The 24,559-nt window shown below is 71.5% G+C and carries 22 protein-coding genes; 5 read left to right on the top strand and 17 right to left on the bottom strand.

The window, feature by feature from the left end; genetic code table 11:
- Positions 1–41: 41 nt before the first annotated feature.
- On the bottom strand, positions 42–581 hold the full coding sequence (locus ACGWYL_RS12590) for a carboxymuconolactone decarboxylase family protein (RefSeq protein WP_395487348.1): 540 nt from the start codon (positions 579–581) through the stop codon (positions 42–44).
- Entirely contained in the window at positions 578–1,444 is an 867-nt protein-coding gene (locus ACGWYL_RS12585; RefSeq protein ID WP_395487347.1) for an SDR family oxidoreductase, read from the bottom strand. The genes ACGWYL_RS12590 and ACGWYL_RS12585 overlap by 4 nt, the downstream gene beginning before the upstream one ends.
- 94 nt (positions 1,445–1,538) lie before the next feature.
- Between ACGWYL_RS12585 and ACGWYL_RS12580 the strand changes: the two genes are divergently transcribed.
- A complete protein-coding gene (locus tag ACGWYL_RS12580) occupies positions 1,539–2,192 on the top strand; it encodes a TetR/AcrR family transcriptional regulator (protein WP_179424820.1) in 654 nt (217 codons plus the stop codon).
- 63 nt (positions 2,193–2,255) lie between these two features.
- Here the strand turns inward: ACGWYL_RS12580 and ACGWYL_RS12575 are convergent, their stop codons facing one another.
- Positions 2,256–3,596, bottom strand: coding sequence for an acetyl-CoA C-acetyltransferase (locus ACGWYL_RS12575; RefSeq protein ID WP_395487346.1), 1,341 nt, complete (start codon positions 3,594–3,596; stop codon positions 2,256–2,258).
- A gap of 129 nt (positions 3,597–3,725) precedes the next feature.
- Between ACGWYL_RS12575 and ACGWYL_RS12570 the strand changes: the two genes are divergently transcribed.
- Positions 3,726–5,057 carry a 3-oxoacyl-ACP reductase gene (locus ACGWYL_RS12570; RefSeq protein WP_179424824.1) on the top strand — a complete coding sequence of 444 codons (1,332 nt, stop codon included), beginning with the start codon at positions 3,726–3,728 and terminating at the stop codon, positions 5,055–5,057.
- Position 5,058: 1 nt separating this feature from the next.
- Entirely contained in the window at positions 5,059–5,937 is an 879-nt protein-coding gene (locus ACGWYL_RS12565; RefSeq protein WP_395487345.1) for a MaoC family dehydratase, read from the top strand.
- A gap of 21 nt (positions 5,938–5,958) precedes the next feature.
- On the opposite strand, the gene ACGWYL_RS12560 is transcribed toward ACGWYL_RS12565, so the two are convergent.
- The 10 genes from ACGWYL_RS12560 to ACGWYL_RS12515 form a co-directional block, all read right to left on the bottom strand.
- Positions 5,959–6,837: an acyl-CoA thioesterase II gene (locus ACGWYL_RS12560; RefSeq protein WP_179424828.1), complete on the bottom strand. Its 879-nt coding sequence runs from the start codon at positions 6,835–6,837 to the stop codon at positions 5,959–5,961.
- Positions 6,838–6,926: 89 nt separating this feature from the next.
- On the bottom strand, positions 6,927–7,823 hold the full coding sequence (locus tag ACGWYL_RS12555) for a proteasome assembly chaperone family protein (protein WP_179424830.1): 897 nt from the start codon (positions 7,821–7,823) through the stop codon (positions 6,927–6,929).
- Positions 7,820–9,709 carry a 1-deoxy-D-xylulose-5-phosphate synthase gene (dxs, locus tag ACGWYL_RS12550; protein WP_179424832.1) on the bottom strand — a complete coding sequence of 630 codons (1,890 nt, stop codon included), beginning with the start codon at positions 9,707–9,709 and terminating at the stop codon, positions 7,820–7,822. Before dxs ends, ACGWYL_RS12555 begins: the two co-directional genes overlap by 4 nt.
- Before the next feature lie 58 nt (positions 9,710–9,767).
- Positions 9,768–10,274, bottom strand: coding sequence for a flavin reductase (locus ACGWYL_RS12545; protein ID WP_395487344.1), 507 nt, complete (start codon positions 10,272–10,274; stop codon positions 9,768–9,770).
- A 75-nt stretch (positions 10,275–10,349) separates the two neighbouring features.
- Complete coding sequence (gene acnA / locus ACGWYL_RS12540) at positions 10,350–13,151, bottom strand: aconitate hydratase AcnA (protein WP_269306663.1); 2,802 nt, start codon at positions 13,149–13,151, stop codon at positions 10,350–10,352.
- Positions 13,152–13,291: 140 nt separating this feature from the next.
- The gene (locus ACGWYL_RS12535; protein WP_395487343.1) at positions 13,292–15,784 is read right to left on the bottom strand and encodes an SCO7613 C-terminal domain-containing membrane protein; all 2,493 of its coding nucleotides are present in this window, start codon (positions 15,782–15,784) and stop codon (positions 13,292–13,294) included.
- A gap of 123 nt (positions 15,785–15,907) precedes the next feature.
- A complete protein-coding gene (locus tag ACGWYL_RS12530; protein ID WP_395487342.1) occupies positions 15,908–17,107 on the bottom strand; it encodes a PrsW family intramembrane metalloprotease in 1,200 nt (399 codons plus the stop codon).
- Complete coding sequence (locus tag ACGWYL_RS12525; protein ID WP_395487341.1) at positions 17,107–17,730, bottom strand: hypothetical protein; 624 nt, start codon at positions 17,728–17,730, stop codon at positions 17,107–17,109. Before ACGWYL_RS12525 ends, ACGWYL_RS12530 begins: the two co-directional genes overlap by 1 nt.
- A 70-nt stretch (positions 17,731–17,800) precedes the next feature.
- Positions 17,801–19,021, bottom strand: coding sequence for a class I SAM-dependent RNA methyltransferase (locus ACGWYL_RS12520; protein WP_395487340.1), 1,221 nt, complete (start codon positions 19,019–19,021; stop codon positions 17,801–17,803).
- Positions 19,018–21,030, bottom strand: a complete 2,013-nt coding sequence (locus ACGWYL_RS12515) for an APC family permease (protein ID WP_395487339.1) — start codon at positions 21,028–21,030, stop codon at positions 19,018–19,020. The genes ACGWYL_RS12520 and ACGWYL_RS12515 overlap by 4 nt, the downstream gene beginning before the upstream one ends.
- Before the next feature lie 59 nt (positions 21,031–21,089).
- Here ACGWYL_RS12515 and ACGWYL_RS12510 point away from each other — a divergent pair, with 59 nt between their 5' ends.
- Together ACGWYL_RS12510 and ACGWYL_RS12505 are read left to right on the top strand one after the other, a co-directional pair.
- Positions 21,090–21,740, top strand: coding sequence for a TrkA family potassium uptake protein (locus tag ACGWYL_RS12510; protein ID WP_218846626.1), 651 nt, complete (start codon positions 21,090–21,092; stop codon positions 21,738–21,740).
- Positions 21,740–22,405, top strand: coding sequence for a TrkA family potassium uptake protein (locus ACGWYL_RS12505; protein ID WP_179424844.1), 666 nt, complete (start codon positions 21,740–21,742; stop codon positions 22,403–22,405). Before ACGWYL_RS12510 ends, ACGWYL_RS12505 begins: the two co-directional genes overlap by 1 nt.
- A gap of 6 nt (positions 22,406–22,411) precedes the next feature.
- Here ACGWYL_RS12505 and ACGWYL_RS12500 read toward each other — a convergent pair whose 3' ends face one another.
- Genes ACGWYL_RS12500 through dut form a run of 4 tightly spaced genes read right to left on the bottom strand, consistent with a single transcriptional unit; the run spans position 22,412 to position 24,537 of the window.
- The gene (locus ACGWYL_RS12500; RefSeq protein WP_179424846.1) at positions 22,412–23,077 is read right to left on the bottom strand and encodes a DUF3159 domain-containing protein; all 666 of its coding nucleotides are present in this window, start codon (positions 23,075–23,077) and stop codon (positions 22,412–22,414) included.
- A gap of 1 nt (position 23,078) precedes the next feature.
- Positions 23,079–23,432 carry an OB-fold nucleic acid binding domain-containing protein gene (locus ACGWYL_RS12495; protein ID WP_179424848.1) on the bottom strand — a complete coding sequence of 118 codons (354 nt, stop codon included), beginning with the start codon at positions 23,430–23,432 and terminating at the stop codon, positions 23,079–23,081.
- Between the two features lie 5 nt (positions 23,433–23,437).
- Positions 23,438–24,067, bottom strand: coding sequence for a DUF3710 domain-containing protein (locus ACGWYL_RS12490; protein ID WP_179424850.1), 630 nt, complete (start codon positions 24,065–24,067; stop codon positions 23,438–23,440).
- Positions 24,067–24,537, bottom strand: a complete 471-nt coding sequence (gene dut, locus ACGWYL_RS12485) for a dUTP diphosphatase (RefSeq protein ID WP_395487338.1) — start codon at positions 24,535–24,537, stop codon at positions 24,067–24,069. Before dut ends, ACGWYL_RS12490 begins: the two co-directional genes overlap by 1 nt.
- Positions 24,538–24,559 lie beyond the last annotated feature (22 nt).

Below are 24,559 nucleotides of genomic sequence, written 5' to 3'. Positions count from 1 at the left end.
TCTCCCCTGCCGTCGGTCGTCCGAACGTACGACGCCGGGTCTCAGTCCGTCGAGGGGTCGGGCGCGATCCCGAGCGTGCGGATCGTGGTGGCCAGGCCCCGGTACTGACCGACGAGCAGCGTGAGCTCGATCGCCTGCGCCTCGTCCCAGTAGGCGCGCAGCCGAGCCCAGGTGGCGTCGTCGATGCCCTCGTGCGCGATCAGCTGGTCGGTGGCGGCGAGCAGCACGGCGTCCGAGGGCCTCCAGCCCTCGAGGCCGTCGGCACGCGTGCGCTCGATCTCCCCGGTCGTCAGTCCGGCGCGCCGGCCGAGTCGCACGTGGTGACGGCGCTCGTAGTCGCTGTCGCAGTGGTGCGCGACGCGCAGGATCACGACCTCGGTCTCGCGCCGCGGCAGGCGGCCGCGCAGCATGAGGGCCCCCGAGTAGAGGAGCCAGGCCCGGAACAACGAGCGGTTGCGGCCGAGCGTGGTGAACAGGTGGGCCTCACGCACGCCGGCCCCGCGGGACAGCGCCTTGCCGAGCAGGAAGTTCACGAGCCCGAGCTGGCGGCGGCCGCCCGGGGCGACGCGGGGCGCCCTCATCGGCCCGCTCCGGCCGTGGCCTTCGCCTCGGCCCGCGTGAGGCTGCGGTTGAGAAGCCGCATCACCGCCTCGTACCCCCACGGGAACCAGCGCTGCGCGTAGTGGCCGAGGCGGATGTCGCGCGAGGTGTAGACCCAGTAGCGCCGACGCTCGAGCCCCTTCACGATCGCGGCCGCGGCCTCGTCGGGCCTGATCGCGTGCCGCAGGAACCGGCGCTCCACGGCTTGCATCGACGGCGCCGAGCGGTCGACGCCGACCACCTCGAGACCCTCGACGAGCGGCGTCGCCACCGCGCCCGGGCACACGAGGCTCACGCCGATCCCGTGGCGGCGCAGGTCGAACCGCAGCACCTCGGAGACGCCCCGGAGGCCGAACTTGCTGGCGCTGTAGGCCGCGTGCCACGGCAGGCCGAAGATCCCCGCCGCGCTCGAGACGTTGACCACGTGTCCCCCGCGGCGCGCCTCGATCATGGCGGGCAGGAACGACGACATCACGTGCACCGGTCCCATGAGGTTCACGTCGATGAGCCGGCGCCAGTGCTCCTCCTGGAGCCGGTCGATGGTCCCCCAGATCGAGATGCCGGCGATGTTGAGCAGCACGTCGAGCGCGCCCACCTCCGCCCCGACCTCGGCGGCGAGGGCGCGCACGGCGTCGGCGTCGGTGAGGTCGACGGCACGCACCATGAGCACGCGTCCGCCCGCGGCACGCACCTCCTCAGCCGTCCGCTCGAGTCCCGCGGAATGGAGATCGGTGAGCACCAGGTGGGCCCCCTCCCGGCCGAGTGCGACCGCGGTGGCGGCGCCGATGCCCCCGGCCGCTCCCGTGACGAGGCACCGCTTCGTACGAATGTCCAACTTCCCCATGCCGTCACCCTAGCGGTGTCCTGCCTCACAGTTTCTGCCTCGGCGGGCCGACGCGGCCGGTGCAAACGCGGACCAGACCGATAGGGTCGGTGTCATGGCCATCGTCGAGCGCAGGGCGCAACGCACGCGCGAGATCCTCGATGCGACCCGCGCGCTCTTCGACGAGCGACGCATGCGGGACGCGCAGATCGAGGACATCGCCCGGGCCGTCGGCATCAACCGCGCGATCATCTACCGCCACTTCACCACGAAGGAAGAGCTCTTCGCGATGACGCTGGTGGACTACCTCAACCAGCTCGAGTCGCGGCTGGCCAAGTCCGACGACCCCGAGCTGACCCCGGGCCAGCGGATCGACACCATCACCGTGGAGTTCCTCTCCTACGGCACCGAGTACCCGGCCTTCGTCGACTGCGCGCAGTCCCTGCTGCGCCACCGCGGCTCCGAGCTGCTGGAGCAGATCAGCCTCGAGCGGCTCACCGAGCTGGGCGCGGCGATCAACCGCTGCTTCGACCACATCACGTCGGCGATCGAGGCGGGCAACGCTACCGGCGAGTTCGACGTCAAGGACCCCGAGCTCATCGCGAACATCATGTACACGCAGGGCCTCGGCATCCTGAACCTCGTGACCTTCCAGCGCTCGATCCGCGAGCTCAACTCCGGGCTGCCCACGATGGAGCACCTGCCCACGACCGAGGTCCTCGACCTCGCGAAGCGGTCGGTGCGCGCCATCGTCGAGCGCCCGGACTGACCCTCCCCCAGACGCGAAGCGGGGCCGGTGGCTGATGCCACCGGCCCCGCTGTCGTTCGTGCGTCAGCGCTCGAGGATCGCCACGACGCCCTGACCGCCGGCGGCGCAGATCGAGATCAGGCCACGGCCCGATCCCTTCTCCTCCAGCAGCTTCGCGAGGTTGGCGATGATGCGGCCGCCCGTGGCCGCGAACGGGTGCGCGGCGGCGAGCGACGAGCCCTTGACGTTCAGCTTGTCGCGGTCGATCGAGCCGAGCGGGCTGTCGAGGCCGAGGCGCTGCTTGCAGAAGTCCGCGTCCTCCCACGCCGCGAGGGTCGACAGCACCTGGCCGGCGAACGCCTCGTGGATCTCGTAGAAGTCGAAGTCCTGCAGGGTCAGGCCGTTGCGCTCGAGCATCCGCGGCACCGCGTAGGCGGGCGCCATGAGCAGGCCCTCGCCACCGTTGACGTAGTCGACGGCCGCGGTCTCGTAGTCGACGAGGAACGCCTTGACGTCCCAGCCCCGACGCGCGGCCTCCTCCTCCGAGGCCAGCAGCGCGACGGAGGCGCCGTCGGACAGCGGCGTGGAGTTGCCGGCCGTCATCGTGGCGGCGTCGCCCAGCTGCCTGCCGAAGACGGGCTTGAGCTTGGCGAGCTTCTCGACGGTGGAGTCGGGGCGCAGGTGGTTGTCGCGCTCGACGCCGTTGTAGGGCGTGACGAGGTCGTCCTGCCAGCCCGACTCCCACGCAGCGGCCAGGTTCTGGTGCGAGCGCGCGGCGAGCTCGTCCTGCGCCTCGCGGGTGATGCCCCACTCATGCGTGGTGAGCGCCTGGTGGTCGCCCATCGACAGGCCCGTGCGGGGCTCGGCGTTGCGCGGCTGGTCGGGCGCGAGGTGGCTCGGGCGGATCTTGCCGAACAGCTTGAGCAGGGCCTTCTTGTCGCCCTTGGCGTTGGCCTGGTTGGCCTGCAGCAGGATCCTGCGCAGCTTGTCGTTGACGGCCAGCGGCGCGTCGGACGTGGTGTCGGTCCCGCCGGCGATGCCGAACTCGATCTTGCCCAGGGCGATCTTGTTGGCGACCTGGAACGCGGCCTGCAGGCCCGTGCCGCACGCCTGCTGGATGTCGGTGGCGGGCGTCGCGGGCGAGAGCTTGGAGCCCAGGACGACCTCGCGGGTGAGGTTGAAGTCGCGCGCGTGCTTCAGGACGGCTCCGGCGACGACCTCGCCGGCGCGCTCGCCCTCGAGGCCGAAGCGCTCGACGAGCCCGTCGAGGGCGGCGGTCAGCATGTCCTGGTTGGAGACGCCCGTGTAGACGGTGTTGGACCGCGCGAACGGGATCCGGTTGCCGCCGATGACGGCGACGCGGCGGATGGTGGCGGCGTCCTGGGAGGCGGCCTTCGAGGCCTTCGTGGAGGGCTTGTCAGCCATGAGGAACCTTTCGTCTGCGACCTTCGTCGCTTTCCTTTGCCGTGGCGCTGTCGTGCAGGCTAGAGTCACCTTAACGCGTTCAGATACCGATGGTATCTGAGAGATCCGAGAGATAGGACACACCCTGCGATGAGCGACCGTTACAAGTCGATGGTCCAGAACCCGATCGGTCAGTTCCTGGTGAAGAACCTGGGCCTGCCGAATCCGCCGGAGCTGGAGCGCTACCGCGGCGGCGCGCTGGTCGACGGTCCCGTCCTGATCGGTGGCGCCGGCCTGGTCGCCGAGTCCCTCCCGGGTCTGCTCAAGGGCGCCGGCATCGACACCACCACCGTGCGCGCCGAGGGTCGTCGCTACAAGGGCCTCGTCTTCGACGCCTCGATCATCGACTCCGCCGCCGGCACCGTCGCGCTCCAGGAGTTCTTCACGCCCGTCCTGCGCAGCCTCGCGTCCAGCGCCAAGATCGTCGTCGTCGGCGTGCTGCCCGAGCGCGCCGGCTCGGTCGGCGCCGCCATCGCGCAGCGCGGCCTCGAGGGCTTCGTGCGCTCGCTGGGCAAGGAGATCGGCGCCAACGGCAGCACGGCCAACCTCGTGTACGTCACGCCCGAGTCGAAGGACGCGATCGGCTCCACGCTGCAGTTCCTGCTCTCGCCGAAGTCCGCGTTCGTCGACGGCCAGGTCGTCCGCCTCGGCACCACCGACCTCGTCGAGGCCGACTCCCCCGCCGACCCCGCGCTCCCGCTGGCCGGGAAGGTCGCCCTCGTCACCGGTGCCTCGCGTGGCCTCGGCGCCGCGATGGCCCGCACCCTGCACCGCGACGGCGCCACGATCATCGGCCTCGACGTCCCGCCGCTGCAGGCCGACCTCGACGCGCTGATGGAGGAGCTCGGCGGCTCGTCGATCGTCTGCGACATCACCGCCGACGACGCGCCCGAGACGATCGCAGCCGGCCTCGGCGACGGCGTCGACCTCGTGGTGCACAACGCGGGCATCACGCGGGACAAGCGCCTCAAGAACATGAAGTCCGAGAACTGGGCGAAGGTCGTCGACATCAGCGTCGGCGCCCCCGAGCGCATCACGGCCCACCTGCTCGAGCAGAAGCTCATCCGCCCCGGCGGTCGCGTCATCGGCATCTCGTCGATCGCCGGCATCGCGGGCAACAACGGCCAGACCAACTACGGCACGGCCAAGGCCGGCGTCATCGGCTTCGTCCAGGCGCTCGCCCCGCAGGTGGCCGGCGACGGCATCACGGTCAACGCGATCGCGCCGGGCTTCATCGAGACCGACATGGTCAAGACGATGCCGCTGGGCATCCGCGAGGCCGGGCGCCGCCTCAGCTCGCTGTCGCAGGGCGGGCAGCCCGTCGACGTCGCCGAGGCGATCGCCTGGTACTGCCACCCCGGCTCGTCCGCGATCTCGGGGAACGTCGTGCGCGTGTGCGGCCAGGGCTTCCTCGGGGCCTGACATGAGCACCCGCACCTACGAGAAGGCCCCCGCGGGCCTGCCGCTCATGCTCAAGGCGGCGCTGCCGGCGATCCCGGTCGTCGGCACGCTGCCGGGCATCAAGCACGAGAAGGGCGGTCTACCCGACGTCACGCTGCGGCGCACGCGGGTCGCCACCGACCTCGCCCACCTCGACCGCTACAACGAGGTCTGCGGCTTCTCGCGCGCGGACACGCTCCCGGCGACCTACCCGCACATCGCGGCCCACACGCTGCACCTGAGCCTCATGACGGACACGGCGTTCCCGTTCCCGCCGATGGGCGCGGTGCACCTGCGCAACCGCATCACGCAGCACCGTCCAATCGGCCGCGAGGAGATCTACGAGCTGTCGCTGCGCGCCACCTCCGACGACCCGCACCCGAAGGGCCGGCTCATCTCGCTGGTCAGCGAGGCGCACGTCGGCGGCGAGCTGGTGTGGGACGAGACGATGACCGTCCTGTTCCGCAGCCGTCACGGTGGCGACGAGCGCATGGTGCCGCCGCTGGCCGGCGTCGAGGCCCCGGAGGGGGTCGTGCACTGGAAGCTCGGCAGCGACCTCGGTCGTCGCTACGGCGCGGTCTCCGGCGACCGGAACCCGATCCACCTCTACCCGTGGACCGCCAAGGCGTTCGGGTTCCCGCGCCAGATCGCGCACGGCATGTGGACGAAGGCGCACAGCCTCGCCACGCTGCAGAACCGGCTGCCCGACGCCTACACGGTGGACGTCGAGTTCAAGAAGCCCGTCCTGCTGCCGTCCACCGTGGTGTTCGGCACCGAGTCCGAGGGCGAGGTGACGACCTTCGGCGTTCGCGACGCGCGGAAGTCCGTCCCGCACCTCGTCGGCCGGATCACTCCGGCCTGACCGCCCTCCGGCCCGGCGGGGTCAGCGCTGCTCGCGCGGCTTCGCCGGCCGGATCAGGCCCTCCTGGGCCACGGTGGCCACGAGGGTGCCGTCCTGCGTGAACACGCGCGCGGTGCTCAGTCCGCGGGCACCCGACGCCGACGGGGACGTCTGGTCGTACAGCAGCCACTCGTCGACGCGGAACGGGCGGTGGAACCACACGACGTGGTCGAGCGAGGCCGGCTGGACCTTCGGCGAGCTGATCACCAGGCCGTGCGGCACGAGCGACGCGCCCAGCAGGCTGAAGTCGCTGTAGTACGTGAACGCGGCACGGTGCAGCTCGGGATCGTCGGGCAGCCGGTCGCTGGCCTTGAACCACATCCGCTGCACGACGGGGACGTACGGGCGCGTGGGATCGTCCTCCGGGCGCGGATCGCCGACGTAGCGCATGTCGAAGCCGCCCCACTCCTGCTTCCACTGCTCGGCGCCGTCGGGGCTGATGTACTTCACCAGGTCGAACATCGACGTGGCGTCCTCCGGACCCGGCGTGGGCGGCAGGACGTCCTGGTGGTCCCAGCCCTCCTCGTCGCGCTGGAACGACGCGGTCATGTAGAAGATGACCTCGCCGTGCTGGCGCGCCGAGACCCGGCGCGTCGCGAAGGAGCGACCGTCGCGGACGCTCTCGACGTCGTAGATGATCGGGATGCTCGGATCGCCGCCCAGGATGAAGTAGGCGTGCAGCGAGTGCAGGTGCTTGCCGTCGGTGACGGTGTGCTGGGCCGCGCTCACGGCCTGCCCGGCCACCTGGCCGCCGAAGACGCGCTGCAGGCGCGACTTGCGGGGCTGTCCACCGCGGAAGAGGTTCACCTCGAGCTGTTCGATCTGGAGCAGTTCGACGAGTTCGTTCACGGAGGCAGGCACGATCGCGATCCTATCGAAGATCGGCTCCGCCACCGGGGCGCCGGCGGCCCCAGGTGGCGGTAACCGTGGTCACAGGACGGGTCTGAGGGTCAGCCCTGGTCGTCCTTGCGCTGCCTGGCCAAGAACTGCTCCAGCTGGCTGGCGAGCTCGTCGCCCGTGGGGAGGCTGGCGTCGTCGGCGAGCAGCGACTCGGCCGCGCCGCGGCTGAAGATGTCGTACTGCTCCTCGAGGCCGTGCAGCACCTGCTCACCGTCCTGCTCGGCGATCTGCTGCTCGATCTCGGTGATCGACTCGGGCTGGCGGGCGCGCAGCTCCTCGAGGTCGAGGTCGAGCCCCAGCCGCAGGCCGACCGCCTCGAGCAGCGCGAGCGCCGCCGTGGGGTACTCGACCTGGGCGAGGTAGTGCGGCACGTGCACGACGTAGCCGATCGCGTCGAGGCCGTGCTCGCGCATGCGGTACTCCAGCAGCGACTGCGCGGACGACGGCACCGAGACCTCGGCGTTCCAGAAGTTCTTCCGGTCGACCAGCTCGGGGCGCGTGCCGTGCATCGTCAGCAGCGGCGGCCGCGTGTGGGGCACGCCCATCGGCACTCCCCCGAGGCCCACCGTCAACGGGACGCCCAGCTCGGAGATGACGTCGATCGTCTCGGCCGCGAAGGCCTCCCAGCCGAAGTCCGGCTCGGGGCCGGCCAGCAGCAGGTAGGGCGTGCCGGCGCGATCGCGGTGGCGGGTGATCTGCAGGACCGGCTCGACGTAGTCCACGTAGTGGTCGCGCCGGAACGTGATCGGGGGTCGCCGCGCGCGGTAGTCCAGCATCGAGTCGAGATCGAACTCGTGGACCACCTCGGCGTCGGCGGTGCGCAGGTGCTCCGCCGCGAGGACGGAGGAGGATCCCGCGCTGAGGAAGCCGTCGAGGGCGACGATCAGCGGGATCGGGTCGCGCTCGTACTCATCGGAACGTCGTCGTGAAAACCACTTCCGCGTCAACGTCGGTCACCCTCGGAGAATTCCCGGAGCCGGCCGAGCGCGTCCTCGGCGATCGACTCGGCGGTCAGGCCCAGGCGCTTCAGGATGACGTCGCGCTTGGCGTGGTCGAGGAACTCCTGCTCGACCGCGTGGATGCGCACCGGGACGTCGAGGCCACGATCGCTCACGGCGTGCAGGATCGTGGAGCCCACACCGCCCTGGCGGCCGTTGTCCTCGATCGTGACGACGAGGCGGTGCTCGGCCGCGAGGTCGAGGACGGCCGGGTCGAGCGGCTTGATCCAGCGGGGGTCGACGGCCGTGGCGGGCACGCCCTCGGCCTCGAGGCGCTGGGCGACGTCGACGGCCGTGGCGGCCATCGTGCCCACGCCGACGACGAGGACCTCGGAGCCCTCGCTGCGGTGCAGGACGTCGACCGTGCCGACGCGGTCGATCGCCTCGAGGTCCGGAGCGACCGGGCCCTTGGCGAAGCGGACCACGCTGGGGGCGTCGTCGATCGTGACGGCCTCGCGCAGCAGCTCACGCAGGCGGCTGCCGTCCCGCGGGGCGGCCAGGTGCAGGCCGGGGACCAGCTGGAGCAGCGAGAGGTCCCACATGCCGTTGTGGCTGGCGCCGTCGTCGCCGGTGACGCCGGCGCGGTCGAGCACGAACGTGACGCCCAGGCGGTGCAGGGCGACGTCCATGAGGACCTGGTCGAAGGCGCGGTTGAGGAAGGTGGCGTAGACCGCGACGACGGGGTGCAGGCCGCCCATCGCCATCCCGGCCGCGCTCGTGACGGCGTGCTGCTCGGCGATGCCGACGTCGAGCACGCGGTCGGGGAACTTGTCGGCGAACGCGTCCAGGCCGGTGGGGTACAGCATCGCGGCGGTGATGCCCACGACGTCGGGGCGGTCGTCGGCGATGCGCACGATCTCGTCGCGGAAGACCGAGGTCCAGCCCGCCGGGGCGATGCTGATGGCCTCGCCCGTGGAGCGGTCGAACGGGTGCGCCTGGTGCATCTGGTCGTTCTCGTTGGCCACGGCGATGTCGTAGCCCTGGCCCTTCGTGGTGATCGCGTGGACCAGCACGGGGCCGCCGAAGTTGCGGGCCGCGGTGAGCGCCTGCTCCATCGCGCGGCGGTCGTGGCCGTCGACCGGACCGAGGTACTTGATGCCGAGGTCCTCGAACATGCCTTGGGGCGCGAGCGCGTCCTTGAAGCCCTTCTTGATCGCGTGCAGCGCCTCGTAGGCGACCTCGGCGACCTTCGGACCGGTGGTCATCCGCTCGCGGATCGCGCTCAACGCGGGCTCGTAGCGCGGGTTCGTGCGGATCTGCGTGAGCCGGTTGGCCAGGCCGCCGACCGTGGGCGTGTAGGAGCGGCCGTTGTCGTTGACGACGATGACCACCCGGCGACAGTTGTCGGCGCAGATGTTGTTGATGGCCTCCCACGCCATGCCGCCGGTGAGGGCGCCGTCGCCGATCACGGCGACGACGTGGTCGTCCTTGCCCTGCACCGCGTTGGCGCGGGCCAGGCCGTCGGCGTAGGACAGCGACGTGGAGGCGTGCGAGTTCTCGACCCAGTCGTGGGGCGACTCGGCGTGGCTGGGGTAGCCCGAGAGGCCGCCCTCCTTGCGCAGGTCGCCGAACTGGTCGGCGCGGCCCGTGAGCATCTTGTGCACGTACGCCTGGTGGCCCGTGTCCCACACGATCTTGTCGTTCGGGGAGTCGAAGACGCGGTGCAGCGCGATCGTCAGCTCGACGACGCCGAGGTTGGGACCGAGGTGTCCGCCGTTGGCCGCGACCGACTCGATCAGCAGCTCGCGGACCTCCGCGGCGAGCCGCGTCAGCGACTCGTCGTCCAGGCGCCGCAGATCGGCGGGACCGGACACGGAGCTGAGCACTGAAGCCATTGCTCCATCGTAACGACGACCGACCAGCGCGGCCCCGCGACCAGCCGTGCCGCGTCGCTCAGCCGAGATCGTGGAAGCGGCCCCGGGCGTGGGCGGCCCCGGTGGCGGCCTCGACGGCCACCGTCCGCACCGTGCCGGTGACCCGCAGCGACCAGCCGAGCTCGGAGATCTCGTCGACGGTGAACCCGCACCATGACCGGTCGTCGAGGCGCGGACCCCAGTCCGAGTCGACCCAGGTGCCCACCGTGAACATGCCGCCCGGAGCCGGCGCCAGGCCGGCGAAGACCTCGGCGAGGAAGGCGTCCCCCGCCTGCAGGACGCTGGCCGCGGCGCGGGCGCCCACCTCGAGCGACTCCCCCAGCTCGGAGTCCGGGTCGACGAACACCTCGATGCGCGGAGGATCGCCGTCGACGAGCAGCAGAGACGACACCGTGAGACCGGCGCGGCCGCGGCCGGTGCCCGTCGCCACCACCGTGACCGGGGACGGCAGCCGTCCCCGCAGGCGCCGGAAGGCGTCCTTGTCGCGGTCGGCGGGCACGAACGGGTGCTCGGAGTGGATCGTCACTCCCCCATCCCATCACGGCGGGACGCAGAACCGCCCGCCACCGAGACGGTGACGGGCGGTTCCGGGAGCGTTCGCTCAGTCGAGCAGCGAGCGCAGCACGTAAGGCATGATGCCGCCGTTGCGGTAGTAGTTCGCCTCACCGGGGGTGTCGATGCGGACGACGGCGTCGAACTCGATGTCGTCGGCCTTGACCTTCACCGTGCGCGGCGTGGTGCCGTCGTTGAGCTCGGTGATGCCGGTGACCGTGAAGGTCTCCTCACCGGTCAGGCCCAGCGAGTCGGCGTTCTCGCCCTCGGGGAACTGCAGCGGCAGGACGCCCATGCCGATGAGGTTCGAGCGGTGGATCCGCTCGTACGACTCGGCGATGACGACCTTGACGCCCAGCAGCGCGGTGCCCTTGGCGGCCCAGTCGCGCGACGAGCCCGAGCCGTACTCCTTGCCCGCCAGGACGACCAGCGGGACGCCGGCGGCCTGGTAGTTCTGCGAGGCGTCGAACACCGACGTGACCTCGCCGTCGGCGGTGAAGTCGCGCGTGAAGCCGCCCTCGGTGCCGGGCGCGATCTGGTTGCGCAGGCGGATGTTCGCGAACGTGCCGCGGATCATGACCTCGTGGTTGCCACGGCGCGAGCCGAGCGAGTTGAAGTCACGGGGCTGCACGCCCTTGTCCATCAGGTACTTGCCCGCCGGGCTGTCCTTCTTGATGGCACCGGCCGGGCTGATGTGGTCGGTGGTGACCGAGTCGCCCAGCTTGAGCAGCACGCGCGCGCCGTCGACGTCGGTGACCGGGTCGGGCTCCAGGCCCATGCCGTCGAAGTACGGGGCCTTGCGGACGTAGGTGGAGTCCTCGTCCCACGCGAACGTGTCGCCCTCGGGCGTCGGCAGGTTCTGCCAGCGCTCGTCACCGGCGAAGACGTCGGCGTACTCGCGGCTGAAGGTGTCGGCGTCGATCGCGCTGGCGATCACGTCCTCGACCTCCGACGGCGACGGCCAGATGTCCTTCATGAAGACGTCGTTGCCGTCCTCGTCCTGACCGAGCGGGTCGTTGAACAGGTCGACGTCCATCGAGCCGGCGAGCGCGTACGCGATGACCAGCGGCGGGGACGCGAGGTAGTTCATCTTGATGTCGGGGTTGATGCGGCCCTCGAAGTTGCGGTTGCCCGAGAGCACCGCGGTGACCGCCAGGTCGCCCTCGTTGACGGCGGCGCTCACCTCGGGGATCAGCGGACCGGAGTTGCCGATGCACGTGGTGCAGCCGTAGCCGACGAGGTTGAAGCCGAGCTTGTCGAGGTAGACGTTGAGGCCCGACTTCTCGTAGTAGTCGGTGACGACCTTCGAGCCGGGCGCCAGCGTGGTCTTGACCCACGGCTTGCGCTGCAGGCCCTTCTCGACGGCCTTCTTGGCCAGCAGGCCCGCGCCGATCATGACCGACGGGTTCGACGTGTTGGTGCACGACGTGATGGCCGCGATGGTGACGGCGCCGTGGTCGACCTCGAACGTGGTGCCGTCCTCGAGGGTCACGGTCTGCGGGTTGCGGACGCGCTCGCCCGGCGCGCCGGTGGCGTGCTCGTGCGGGCCCTCGCCGCCGTTGGCGTACGTGGACGTCTTCGGGGTGTCGGACGCCGGGAAGGAGTCCTCGACGGCCTCGTCGTAGCCGTTGAGCTGCTGCTCGCTGTGGTCGACGTAGTCGCGCAGCGACGCACGGAACGCGGTCTTGCTGTCGGTCAGCTCGATGCGGTCCTGCGGACGCTTCGGGCCGGCGATCGACGGGACGACCTCGGACAGGTCGAGCTCGAGGTACTCGGAGTAGCGCGGCTCGTGGTCGGCGTCGTGCCACAGGCCCTGGGCCTTGGCGTAGGCCTCGACCAGGGCGATCTCCTCAGCCGTGCGGCCGGTGAGCTCGAGGTACTTCGTGGTCTCCTCGTCGATCGGGAAGACCGCGATGGTGGAGCCGTACTCGGGGCTCATGTTGCCGATCGTGGCGCGGTTGGCCAGCGGCACGGCGCTGACGCCCGAGCCGTAGAACTCGACGAACTTGCCGACGACGCCGTGGTCGCGCAGCATCTCGGTGATCGTCAGCACGAGGTCGGTCGCGGTGGCGCCCTGGGGCAGCTCGCCCGAGAGCTTGAAGCCGACGACGCGCGGGATCAGCATGCTGATCGGCTGGCCGAGCATCGCGGCCTCGGCCTCGATGCCACCCACGCCCCAGCCGACGACGCCCAGGCCGTTGACCATCGTGGTGTGCGAGTCGGTGCCGACGCAGGAGTCGGGGTAGGCCACGACGCCGCCGTCGGCGTCGCGGGTGAACACGACGCGGGCGAGCTTCTCGATGTTGACCTGGTGGACGATGCCGGTGCCCGGCGGGACCACGCGGAAGTCGCTGAAGGCGCCCTGGCCCCAGCGGAGGAACTTGTAGCGCTCGCCGTTGCGCTCGTACTCGATCTCGACGTTGCGCTCGAACGCCTCGGGCGTGCCGAAGACGTCGGCGATCACGGAGTGGTCGATGACCATCTCGGCGGGCGCGAGCGGGTTGATCTTGGCGGGGTCGCCGCCGAGGTCGGCCATGGCCTCGCGCATCGTGGCGAGGTCGACGACGCACGGGACGCCGGTGAAGTCCTGCATGATCACGCGGGCGGGCGTGAACTGGATCTCCTTGCTCGGGTCCGCCTTCGGGTCCCAGGAGGCCAGCGCCTTGATGTCGTCGGCGGTGATGTCCGCGCCGTCCTCGGTGCGCAGGAGCGCCTCGAGCAGGATCTTGAGGCTGAACGGCAGGGAGGCGACGTCGAGTCCCTCGCCCTGGACCGCATCGAGCCGGTAGTAGTCGAAAGACGCGTCCCCGACCGACAGGGAGTCCTTGGCCTTGAATGTGTCGACGCTCATGGGCTTCTCCTTCGCTGGTGTTCCCATCCTGCCCCCGCGACAGCGCCCGCGGGCGATCAGGATGACCTAAGTCCCAGATATCTTGATGTCAAGATAAACGGTATCAAATGATGTCCCGGCGCGCCGTGCTCAGGTGACCCTCACCTCAGCGCGCCGAGGCGCGCCACGAGGGCGCGACCCTCCGCGACGCGCTTCTCCCAGGTCGTACCCACGAGCAGCAGCACCAGTCCCGCGGCGGCGATCAGGATCCACCGCGGCAGGCCGAGCGCGGTCGGCCCGACGTTCGCCAGCACGAGCAGCAGCAGCACCGCTGCACCCGCGATCACCGGGGCGCCCCAGCGCAGCACGACGCCCGCGCCCAGGACGGCGGCGGCGACGAGGGCCAGCAGTGCGGCCCTGAGGCTCGTCGGCTCGTCGAGCGCCTGCGGCAGCGACGGCAGCAGCGCGAGCACGAGACCCGGCGTGAGGGCGGTCCACGTGCGGCTCTCGGGATCCGTGCGCAGGCGCCACCAGCCGGCTGCGAGGACCGCGACGGCGAACGGCGCCGTGTAGGCCTCGATCGTGTCGACCTCGCTGGCCGCGAGCCGCGCCACCCAGGCGCCGCCGGTGAGGCCGAGGGCGACCCAGCGCAGGTACGTGCGGTCGTCGTCGAGCAGCCCCACGATCGCGGTCCCGACCGCGCCGATCGTCAGCAGCAGCGCGACCCGTGCGAGGTCGTCGCCGTCGCGGACCACGCACACGAGCAGGGTCACCGCGACGACGACCTCCACGGCGGTGCGGTGCCACGGCAGCTCGTCGAGCGCCAGCGTGAGCAGCAGCAGGCCCGCGGCGACGCCGAACACCACGACGCCCCACGCCTCGGGGGCGACGTCGGCGAGGTCGGCCACCTGGGCCACGGTCGCCACGATCGCGAACGCCGCCAGTCCTGCCGCCCCCGCGGAGACGAGGCGACGGGGCCCCGGCGGGTCCTCGTCGAGGTCGACCGCCGCGCATGCCAAGGCGCCCACCGCGGCCAGGCCCCAGGCCCACGCGGTCGACGGACCGCCGAGCGGCACCACCACCATCGCGAGAGCGACGACCGCGACCGGGACGATCGACAGCTCCCAGCGAGCGGTGCGCAGGACCACGGCGAGCACGACGCCCACCACCACGAGCGTGATCGCGTGGACGAGGAATGGCAGGGACGAGGCCGCGACAGCCGTGACGACGGCGGCGCCCGCCGCGATCTCGGCGACCGGGACGCGCCACTCGTCCGGCAGGAGCCGCGGGGCCGGCCAGCGGGCGGTGGCGAGCCACGCGACGATCAACGGCAGCGCCACCGCGAGGACCCACCAGCCCTCCGTGATGGTCATGTCGGCCGGGCGGATCCACAGATCGCGCGGCGAGGAGAACCAGCCGGCCCGGTCGGTGCGCTCCAGGGTGGCCGTGCTCGCCGCGCCGCACCAGAGAAGCACGCCCGCGCCGGCGACGACCGCGCCCCACCGCACGCCGAGCGACCAGAGGTCGGGCCGGGTGACGAGCGCGGCGAGCACAGCGACGGCCACGGCGACCGCGACGAGCCCCGCGGCGGTCGTGTCGAGGTCGGCGCTCCACGCCCAGCCGTCGAACGCGACGCCCACCAGGAACAGGACGGCGACGACCGCGAAGGCGATCAGCCAGGCGCGCAGCGGCGGGACCAGGCGCGCTCCGGCCACGGCGACTGCCGCGAGCACGAGAGCCGGCAACGCGTCACTCGGCGTGAGGACACGGGAGCCGCCGAGGGCGGAGTCGATCGCGAGCACGACGAGCACTGCCGTGAGCAGGAGCGCGAGCAGGGCGCTGGGCCACAGCATCCAGCGGAGGCGCGTGCGATGGGCGACCGCGACGACCGCCAGCGGCAGCACCAGGGCGGCGGCCGCCGCCCAGAACCAGTGGTCGCCCTCCCCCAGATCTCCGAGCCTGATCATCACGGCGGGCGCGCTGACGAAGGGCGCGAACCCGCCCGCGAGCTGCGGGGTGATCAGGTCACGGTCCAGCCGGGGCCGAGCCCACCGCACGATGGCGACGCCGGCGCCCACGAGCACGGCGGTCCAGATCACCGAGACGAGGGCGAAGTCCGACCAGGACAGGCCGAAGAGGCCCTCGGCGACCGCGGCCAGGAAGTCGACCGTGACGAGGCCGAGGAACACGGTCCAGAGCGCCTCGGCCGTGCCGACGAGACCCCGTCGCGTGGCCCACGAGGCCGTCGCGCCGACGAGCGCGGTGACGGCGAGCAGGATCAGCGCGCGGCCGAGGATGCCGAGCGAGCCCCACGCCACGGTGGCGAAGATGATCGCCGCGACGATGAGGCACACGGCGCCCAGGCCGAGCAGGAGCGAGCCGGTCGACCACGTGCGGACCGGGGGCACGACTGCGGCGGGCATCGAGGAGGTGGGGGTCGCGGCGGGCGTGGCGGCGACGGGCGCGGTCACCTCGGCCGCCGTGGCTCCCTGGCGCGCGCGTCCCTGCGCGACGAGCCGGTCGGCCTCGAGGAACAGGCCCCACAGCCGCTGCGCCTCGGGCGAGCCGAGGACGAAGCCGCAGCGCGGGCAGGTGTCGACGCCGCCGATCGGGCCTCGGCAGGCGGGACAGGCGTGGGGATCGGCGTACGTCACGGGGGTGACTCAACCGGACGGGTCAGCCCCGCGCAAGCACCGCCACGCCTTCGCCCGCGTGCGCACCGCCCACGTGCGAGCGCGCGGGGGTCCTGCACCAGATCGGCGTGTGGCGCGGCGAGCTCAGCGGGTCCGGAGCCGTTGGATCTCGGCGCGCGAGTGAGCGACCTCGGGACTCTCGTTGCCGTGGCTCTCGGACAGGTCGTGAGCCAGGTCCAGGCCGGCGGCGAGAAGATGCTTCTCGCGTCGCCGGCTGACCCCGTCGCCGCGGTGCTTGATGGCGGCCTTGCGATCCTTGCGACGCCGCGAGCGTGCGCCTGCGAGCGCCGCGAGCTCGAGGTCGGTGAGCGTGCCGTTGGCGACCTCGGGAGCGAGCACGTCGTGCAGCCAGCCGCGCTCACGGTGCGCACCCCAGCGCAGTGCCACGAGGAGCACGACGAAGCTGGCGACGGTGATGCCGAGCATGAGCAGCGACACGACGAAGCCGTTGTCGTTCGCGAGCGCGAGCATCGAGTCCCACAGACCGTGAACGACCATCGCCGAGACCATCAGCAGCAGACCCCGCCCCACTCGGCGCGGCTGGGCTCGCGTGCCGACGAGGTAGATGATGCCGGCGGCGAAGATGGCGGTGTACATGGCGTGCGACGCGATGCCCGAGAGCGAGCGGATGAAGAAGGTCTGCAGCACCGCCCCGACCTGGTCGACGCCGAAGTTCGCGTAGGCGGCGTTCTGCCCGTACAGCATGTCCTCCAGGACCTGGAATCCCAGTCCCACGTAAGCGCCGACGATCAGACCGTCGTAGACGGTGCGGATGACGAACGGAGCGAGGCCGAGCAGCAGGAGGAACACCGCGCCCTTGGCGCTCTCCTCCACGAATGGCGCGGTCAGGCCTGCCTTCCAGTCCGAGGCCCATGCCTGCCCGAAGAGCTTGGCATACAGGTCCATCAGCGCGGCGTTCCCCGGCAGCGCCATGGCCCACGTGGCTCCGATGCCACCGCCGACGAAGGCGGTCACGGCGAGCAGCGCCGGGGTGCGCTCGTAGCGGTCGGCGTGGTGAAGGAACAGGACGAACACCAGCAGGAAGACCCCGGACGACGCGACGGCCGCGAGGTCGGCGTCGGCGAACACGCCGGCCAACGGCGCCGCGATCCCGTAGAGCTGGCGAGCACCCATGAGCAGCAGCAGGACGAGGACCCAGAGGCAGAGATTGCGAGGCTGGAACAGGCGGAATCGGCTACCCCACCCGGACTCCTCGATCGCTGCCTCGCGACGCTCGAGCAGCTCGCGCGACTCCGGGGTGGCGGACTCGGTCGTGATGCTCATCAGGACTCGCCTCCGTCCTTCGTCAGGGAGTGGATCATCGCGCGCGTCTCCCCCTTGAGAGCAGTGACCTGCTCCTGCGGCCCGGCGACCTGGATCTCGATGCCCTGCCCGTCCACCACGAATGCGGACACGGTCCCGGCGCCGGTGGCCGCGGTGAAGTCCTGTGCGACCCCGCGCAGCCCTCCGGAAGTGGTCAGATTGTGCACCTCGCCGGAGACGTGGTAGCCGGAGGACTGCGCGCCGGTGATCCGGTTCGCCTGCTCGAGCAGACGGGCGGGACTCTCGTCGAACGGACCCTGAAGGATCGCGAAGACCACGCCATCCTTCACGAGCACCGTCTGCTCGGCATCTCGCGCCTCATCGCCGCCGCGCGGCTCGTCGACGGTCCTGAGTCCGGACTCGACGCCCCACCCAGCGGGGACGGTCATGGCGACCTCGGTGGTGACCTGGAACGCCTCCCCGACCTCTGTCGTGTCGTCCCACGGCACTTGAGCGTTGACCCAGGGCATCACCCAGGCCCACAACGCGATCACCGCGAAGCCGACCAGGCCGTAGGGAAGTGACCTTCGATCCAGCCCGAGCCAGCGATCCTCCACCGGCACCCGTCGCGCATCCTGTGACATGGCCGTCATCCCCCGAGTCGCTCGTGAGACGTGACGCCTCGTCGCAGTTCGCTCTACCGTGAGGAACGTATCAGAGCGACGGCCGCCCGCGCCCGACTCGCGTCAGCACCGCGACGCACTCGACGTGGTGCGTCATCGGGAACAGCGCGAAGCCGCGCAGCGACTCCAGGCGGTAGCCGAGCGAGGCGAAGGTGGCGAGGTCGCGCGCGAGGGCGGCGGGGTCGCAGGCCACGTAGACGATGCGGCGAGGCTCCAGCGCGGCGATGGCCGGAACGGCCTCCTTCGCTCCGGTGCGCGGCGGGTCCAGCACGACGACGTCGGCACGCGCGCCGAGCAGTCCGCGACGCAGCGCGCGCTCGACGGGGGCGTGCACGATCGACGCGTTCGGGAGGTCGGCGAGATTGCCCCGCGCGTCGGCCGAGGCGCGGCGGTTGCCCTCGACGCTCACCAGCTCGCCCGGCGCGCACGCCTCGGCGAGGAACGCCGAGAACAGCCCGGCGCCCGCGTAGAGGTCGAGCACCCGGTCGTCTCGACGGACGTCGGCGCCGGCGAGCACGGCCTCCACGAGGGTGGTGGCCGCGGCGGGATGGACCTGCCAGAAGCCGGATCCGCTCACCGAGAAGCGTCGGCCGCGCACCTCCTCGACGAGCGTGCCCGTGCCGGCGCGCACGGTGCCGTCGGAGGCGACGACGCCGTCGACCTGCGCCTCGAGGTCGTCCTCGATCGAGGCGTCGGTGACCAGCAGGCGCTGCCCGGTGGAGGACGCGATGGTCTCCACGCGCGGCTCGTCCCACAGCTGGCGGCTGACGTCGGGGATGTCGGGGTGCGCGATGGGGCACGACTCGACGGGGATCACGTCGTGGCTGCGGTGACGGCGAAGGCCGGCCATGCCGTTCTCGGCGACCGACCACACCACGCGCGTGCGCCAGTCCAGCAGCGGGCCGACCGCCTCGACGCGACCGTCCCAGTCGAGCCCGGCGAGCCGCTGCAGCTGCTCGCGGACGACGTCGGTCAGCAGCGTCAGCTGACCCTCTTCGGAGACGTGCTGGAAGTCGCAGCCGCCGCACAGCCCCGGACCCGCGAGCGGGCACGGCGGGGTGACGCGGTCGGGCGAGGGCTCGAGCACCTGCACCGCGTCGGCGCGCAGGAACCGCTTGGAGCGCTCGGTGATGCGGATCTCGACGACCTCGCCGGGCAGCGCATGGCGGACGAACACCACCTGGCCGTCGAGGCGCGCGACGCAGTGCCCCCCGTGCGCGACCGGTCCGACCGTGACCACGGCGTCGCTCATCGACGCTCCTCCCGGCGGATGCCCCGTCGCACGTCGCCGGCGGTGGGGTGCGAGTCGCCCGTGGCCACGCGCTTCGCCGAGGCCAGCTGGAACGGCACGCTGACGACGAGGACGCCCGGCACGAACAGCAGGCGGGCCTTGAGGCGCAGCGCGGTCTGGTTGTGGAGCGCCTGCTCCCACCAGCGGCCGACGACGTACTCAGGGATGTAGACGGTGATCAGGTCGCGCGGGTTCTGCGACCGGCGGTTCTTGACGTAGCGCATGACCGGCCGCACGACCTCGCGGTAGGGCGAGTCGAGCACGCGCAGCGGGATCGGGACGCGCAGCTCGTCCCACCGGCGGGTCAGCTCGGCGGTCTCGTCGGGGTCGAGGTCGACGACGACGGCCTCGAGCGAGCTCGCGCCGGCCAGCCGGGCGTAGGCGATCGCGCGCATCGCCGGCTTGTGCAGCTTGCTGATCAGGACCACGCCGTGGACCCGCGCCGGCAGGGCGACGTCGGCGTCGTCGACGGCCAGCTCGGCGGCGACCCGGTCGTAGTGGGCGGCGATCGACCGCATCACCACGAACACCGCGATCATCGCCAGGATCGCGATCCACGCGCCGGCGAGGAACTTCGTCACGAGGACGATCACGAGCACCGTCGCGGTCATCGCCAGGCCGAAGGCGTTGACGCCGCGTGAGCGCTGCATGCGACGCCGCTCGGCGGGATCGGTCTCGGTGAGCAGGTGCCGGGTCCAGTGCCGGATCATGCCCAGCTGGCTCAGCGTGAAGGAGACGAACACGCCCACGATGTAGAGCTGGATGAGCTTCGTGACCTCGGCGTCGAACGCGACGATCAGCACGGCGGCCGCGGCGGCGAGCAGCAGGATGCCGTTGCTGAACGCGAGGCGGTCGCCGCGGGTGTGCAGCTGGCGGGGCAGGAAGCCGTCGCGGGCCAGGATCGAGCCGAGCACCGGGAAGCCGTTGAAGGCCGTGTTCGCGGCCAGCACCAGGATGACGCCGGTGCACGCGATGACGAAGTAGAACAGCGGCGGCACATCGTGGAAGAGCGCCCCGGCCAGCTGGCCGATCACGGTCTCCTGGGTGTACCCCTCCCCCACTGGCTCGCCGTTGAGCAGCAGCTGGTGCGCCGGGTCCTCGACGTAGCGCAGGTTCATCAGGTCGGCCAGCACGATGATGCTCATCAGCATCGCGATCGAGATCGTGCCGAGCAGCAGCAGCGTGGTGGCCGCGTTGCGGCTCTTGGGCTTGCGGAAGGCCGGCACGCCGTTGCTGATCGCCTCGACGCCGGTCAGCGCGGCGCAGCCCGACGAGAAGGCGCGCGCCAGCAGGTAGGCCATCGCGATGCCGCTGACCGCCCCGGTGAACGGCTCCTCGGCGGCGATGTCGTACTGCGCGCTCTCCACCTCGGGCAGGGTGCCCATCGCGAACTCGACGTAGCCCCAGCCGGCCATGAGCGCGATCGCGATCATGAACAGGTACGTCGGCACGGCGAACGCCCGGCCCGACTCCTTGGTGCCGCGCAGGTTCATCGCCGTCAGCAGCGCGACGAGCCCGACCGCGGCGGTGGCCTCGTGGCCCTTGAGGAAAGGCAGGGCGGCGGCGGCGTTCTGCACGCCCGAGGAGATCGACACCGCGACGGTCAGCACGTAGTCGACCATCAGCGCGCTCGCGACCGTGAGGCCCGCGTTGCGGCCGAGGTTCACCGTGGCGACCTCGTAGTCGCCGCCTCCGCTGGGGTAGGCGCGCACGTTCTGGCGGTACGACGCCACGACCGTGAGCATCACGACGACGACGGCCAGGCCGATCTGCCAGTTGAAGGCGTAGGCCGTGAGCCCGCCCATCGACAGGGTCAGGAAGATCTCGTCCGGCGCATAGGCCACGGACGAGAGCGCGTCACTCGCGAAGACGGGCAGCGCGACGCGCTTCGGCAACAGGGTCTCCCCCATTTGCGAGGTGCGCAGCTTCCGTCCGATGAGGGCGCGCTTCAGCGCACCGGTCATTCCCACGCGGTCGATGCTAGACCCGTTCGGGCCGGTGTACCGTCGCCGGTGTGCACATCGTGATCATGGGGTGCGGACGCGTGGGTGCGTCGCTCGCCCGGAGCCTGGAGTCGCGGGGGCACTCGACCTCCGTCATCGACTCCAATCCCGACGCGTTCCGGCGCCTCGGACCCTCGTTCGCCGGCGACACCGTCACCGGCATGGGCTTCGACCGCGGGGTCCTCGTGGCTGCCGGCATCGAGCGCGCCGACGCCTTCGCAGCGGTCTCCAGCGGCGACAACTCCAACATCATCGCCGCGCGCGTGGCCCGCGAGGTCTTCCGCGTCGGCAACGTCGTGGCGCGCATCTACGACCCGCGCCGCGCCGAGGTCTACGAGCGGCTCGGCATCCCCACCGTCGCGACCGTCCCCTGGGCGGCCGACCAGATGCTCAGGCGCCTGCTCCCGGCCGGGTCCGAGCCCGCGTGGCGGGACCCGTCGGGCCGCCTGCAGCTCGACAACGCCTACGCGCCGTTCGCGTGGGTGGGTCGCACCGTCGCCTCCCTCGAGGCCCACACCGGCGCGCGCGTTGCCTACATCACGCGCCTGGGCACCGGGCAGCAGGTCACGGGCGACACCGTGATCCAGGAGGGCGACTACCTCAGCATGTTCCTCGTGTCGGACGAGGCGGACACCGCGCTCGCCGCGCTCGAGGCCGGACCGAAGGAGACGGACTGATGCGCGTCGCGATCGCCGGAGCCGGGGCCGTCGGCCGCTCCGTCGCCCAGGAGCTCCTCGACCACGGTCACAGCGTCCTGCTGATCGACAAGTCCCCCACCTCGATCCGCAGCGATCTCGTGCCCGACGCGCAGTGGCTGCTGGCCGATGCCTGCGAGATGTCCACGCTCGAGGAGGCGCAGCTGCAGACGTGCGACGTCGCCATCGCCGCCACCGGCGACGACAAGGCGAACCTCGTGATGTCGCTGCTGGCCAAGACCGAGTTCACGGTGCCGCGCACCGTCGCGCGCGTGAACAATCCCAGCAACGAGTGGCTGTACGGGGAGTCCTGGGGCGTCGACGTCGCGGTGTCGACGCCGCGCATCATGGCCGCCCTCGTCGAGGAGGCCGTGGCGGTGGGCGACCTCGTCCGCCTGTTCACGTTCCGCCAGAGCGACACGAACCTCGTCGAGCTGACCGTGCCGGCCGACTCGGCCTACGTGGGCCGCCGGCTGGGTGACATCACCTGGCCCGCCGGCGTGCACCCCGTGGTCATCCTGCGTCAGCAGCAGTCGCTGCTGCCCGAGGCCGACCGCACGGTCGAGGCCGGCGACGAGCTGCTGTTCGTCACCCCGTCCGCCGCGGAGGGCGAGCTGTCGGCCCTGCTGGCCAACCACCGGGGCTGAGAGCGCCTACGGGGCCGGGGTCTCGTCCTCGATCTCCGTGACGGGCGTGCTGTTGCGACTGAGCAGCCACACCATCGCGGCGAGCGTGGCGATCTGCAGCGGCCAGCCCATGATCACCTTCGAGGTGCCGAGCCAGCCGATCTGGTCGGACAGGTAGAGCGGGTACTGCACCAGCACGCGCAGCACGCACGGCAGCGCGAACAGCAGCGTGAGGCGGTTGCAGAGCCTGCGCATGCCGGGATCGCGGCGCCAGCCGGAGAGGTCGCCCACGAGGGCGCCGATCATCACGCCGATCGCCGGCCAGCCGATCACGACCGTGGCGACGAGCACCACGGCGTAGCCGGCGTTGTAGATGATGCCCGGCAGGAAGACGTCGCGCGCCTCCCCCGACCGCGACGCGAACAGCGCCGCGATGCCGATGCCGACCAGGGCGTTGATGACGAACTGCGGGTTGGAGCGCTGCACCACGCGCACGATCAGCAGCACGGCGGTCAGCGCCGACGCCACGATGAGGCTCATCCTGAGCTCGCGCGTCGTCAGGTAGCAGAGCGTGAAGGTGATCGTCGGCACGGCCGCCTCGACGATCCCGCGGACGCCTCCGAACGCCTCCGCGAGGCGCTGGCGGACCACCTGCTCGACGGTGGCGACGTTCGCCTCGCGGGGCTCGGACATCTCAGGAGTCCAATCGGTAGGCGGGGTTGTACATGACCCGCTCGGAGCCGCGGTGGCCGATGCGGCCCGTGGCGGTCAGCGAGCGGCCGGCGGCGATGCCCTCGATGCGACGGCGGCCCAGCCAGATCAGCGTGATCGTGCCGGTGCCGTCATACAGCGAGGCCTCGAGCGCCGTCACGTCGCCGACGGGGCGCAGCGTGACGTCGTGCAGCACGCCGTGGATGTCGACGCGCTCGCGCTCGGGGGCGTCCTTGATCGCGGCGCAGCCCGCGGCGGTGGCGCGGCCGCGCAGCTCGGAGTCCTCCTGGCTCTCGACCGAGAACCGGTCGAGCCACTTCGACACGACACCGGGCACGGGACCTACTCCTCCTCGACGCGCTGGGCGTCGGCGGGGATCACCAGCGGCAGCGACTCGCGCAGCATCCGCGGCTCCTCGCCGCGGCGCACGCGCAGGTCGCGCAGCACCTCCACGAACACGCCCTCGTCGGTGGACTCCAGGCCCGCAGCGCCCAGGATCGTGGCACGCACGACCCAGCGGGGGCCCTCGATGCCGATGAACCGAGCGGGCTGCACGCCCGCGGTGCCGTCGGCGGTGGTGGCGGGGAACTGGGCCAGGATCTCGGGGCCGAACGGGCCGTCGATCTCGGTGATCGTGCCGCCGCGCTTGTCGACCTCCTCGCGCAGGTCGGCGCGGACGCCGTCCCACGTGCCGCCGCTGCGGGCCCCGGCGAACGGGCGCAGCTCGACGGCCGAGCCGCCGGAGGTGACCAGGACGGCCGTGACGACGTCGTCCTCGGTGGGCAGCTGGACCTCGATGTCCGGACGCATCCGGATCAGCAGCGAGCCCAGGTCGACGTACTCGTCGGGCGACTCGATGGGGCGCTCGGTGACGTCGAAGGGTCCGTCGGCGCGCGGCCCGGCGACCTCGACGGGCTCAGCAGCAGCAGCGGCCGGGGACTCGGTCGCGCCGGCGTTCTTGCGACCAAACATCAGTGACTTCCTTCCGTCGATGCCCCGATCGAGGCGTGACCACCCGAGGAACCGTACCCGCCCTCGCCACGTACGGAGTCCTCCAGTCCGTCGACCTCGACGAAGCGCACGTGCTCGACGCGCTGGACCACGAGCTGGGCGACGCGGTCGCCCCGCGCGATGTGGACGGGCTCGCGCAGGTCGTGGTTGACCAGCAGCACCTTGATCTCCCCACGGTAACCCGCGTCGATCGTTCCCGGTGTGTTCACGACCGACAGACCGTGCCGCAGCGCCAGGCCCGACCGCGGATGGATGAAGCCGGCGAAGCCCTCGGGCAGCGCGAGGGCGATGCCGGTGGGGACCAGGGCGCGCTCCCCCGGCTCGAGGACGACGTCGATCGTGGAGACCAGGTCGGCGCCGGCGTCGGCGGGATGGGCGTACGCGGGAAGGGGGACGTCGGCGTCGAGTCGCCGGATCTGCACCTCGGTCACGTGGCGACGATACTGGCGCGAG

The organism is Aeromicrobium sp. JJY06 (assembly GCF_044069275.1).
GTDB lineage: Bacteria > Actinomycetota > Actinomycetes > Propionibacteriales > Nocardioidaceae > Aeromicrobium > Aeromicrobium tamlense.
This window is presented reverse-complemented; position numbering and strand designations above follow the sequence as displayed.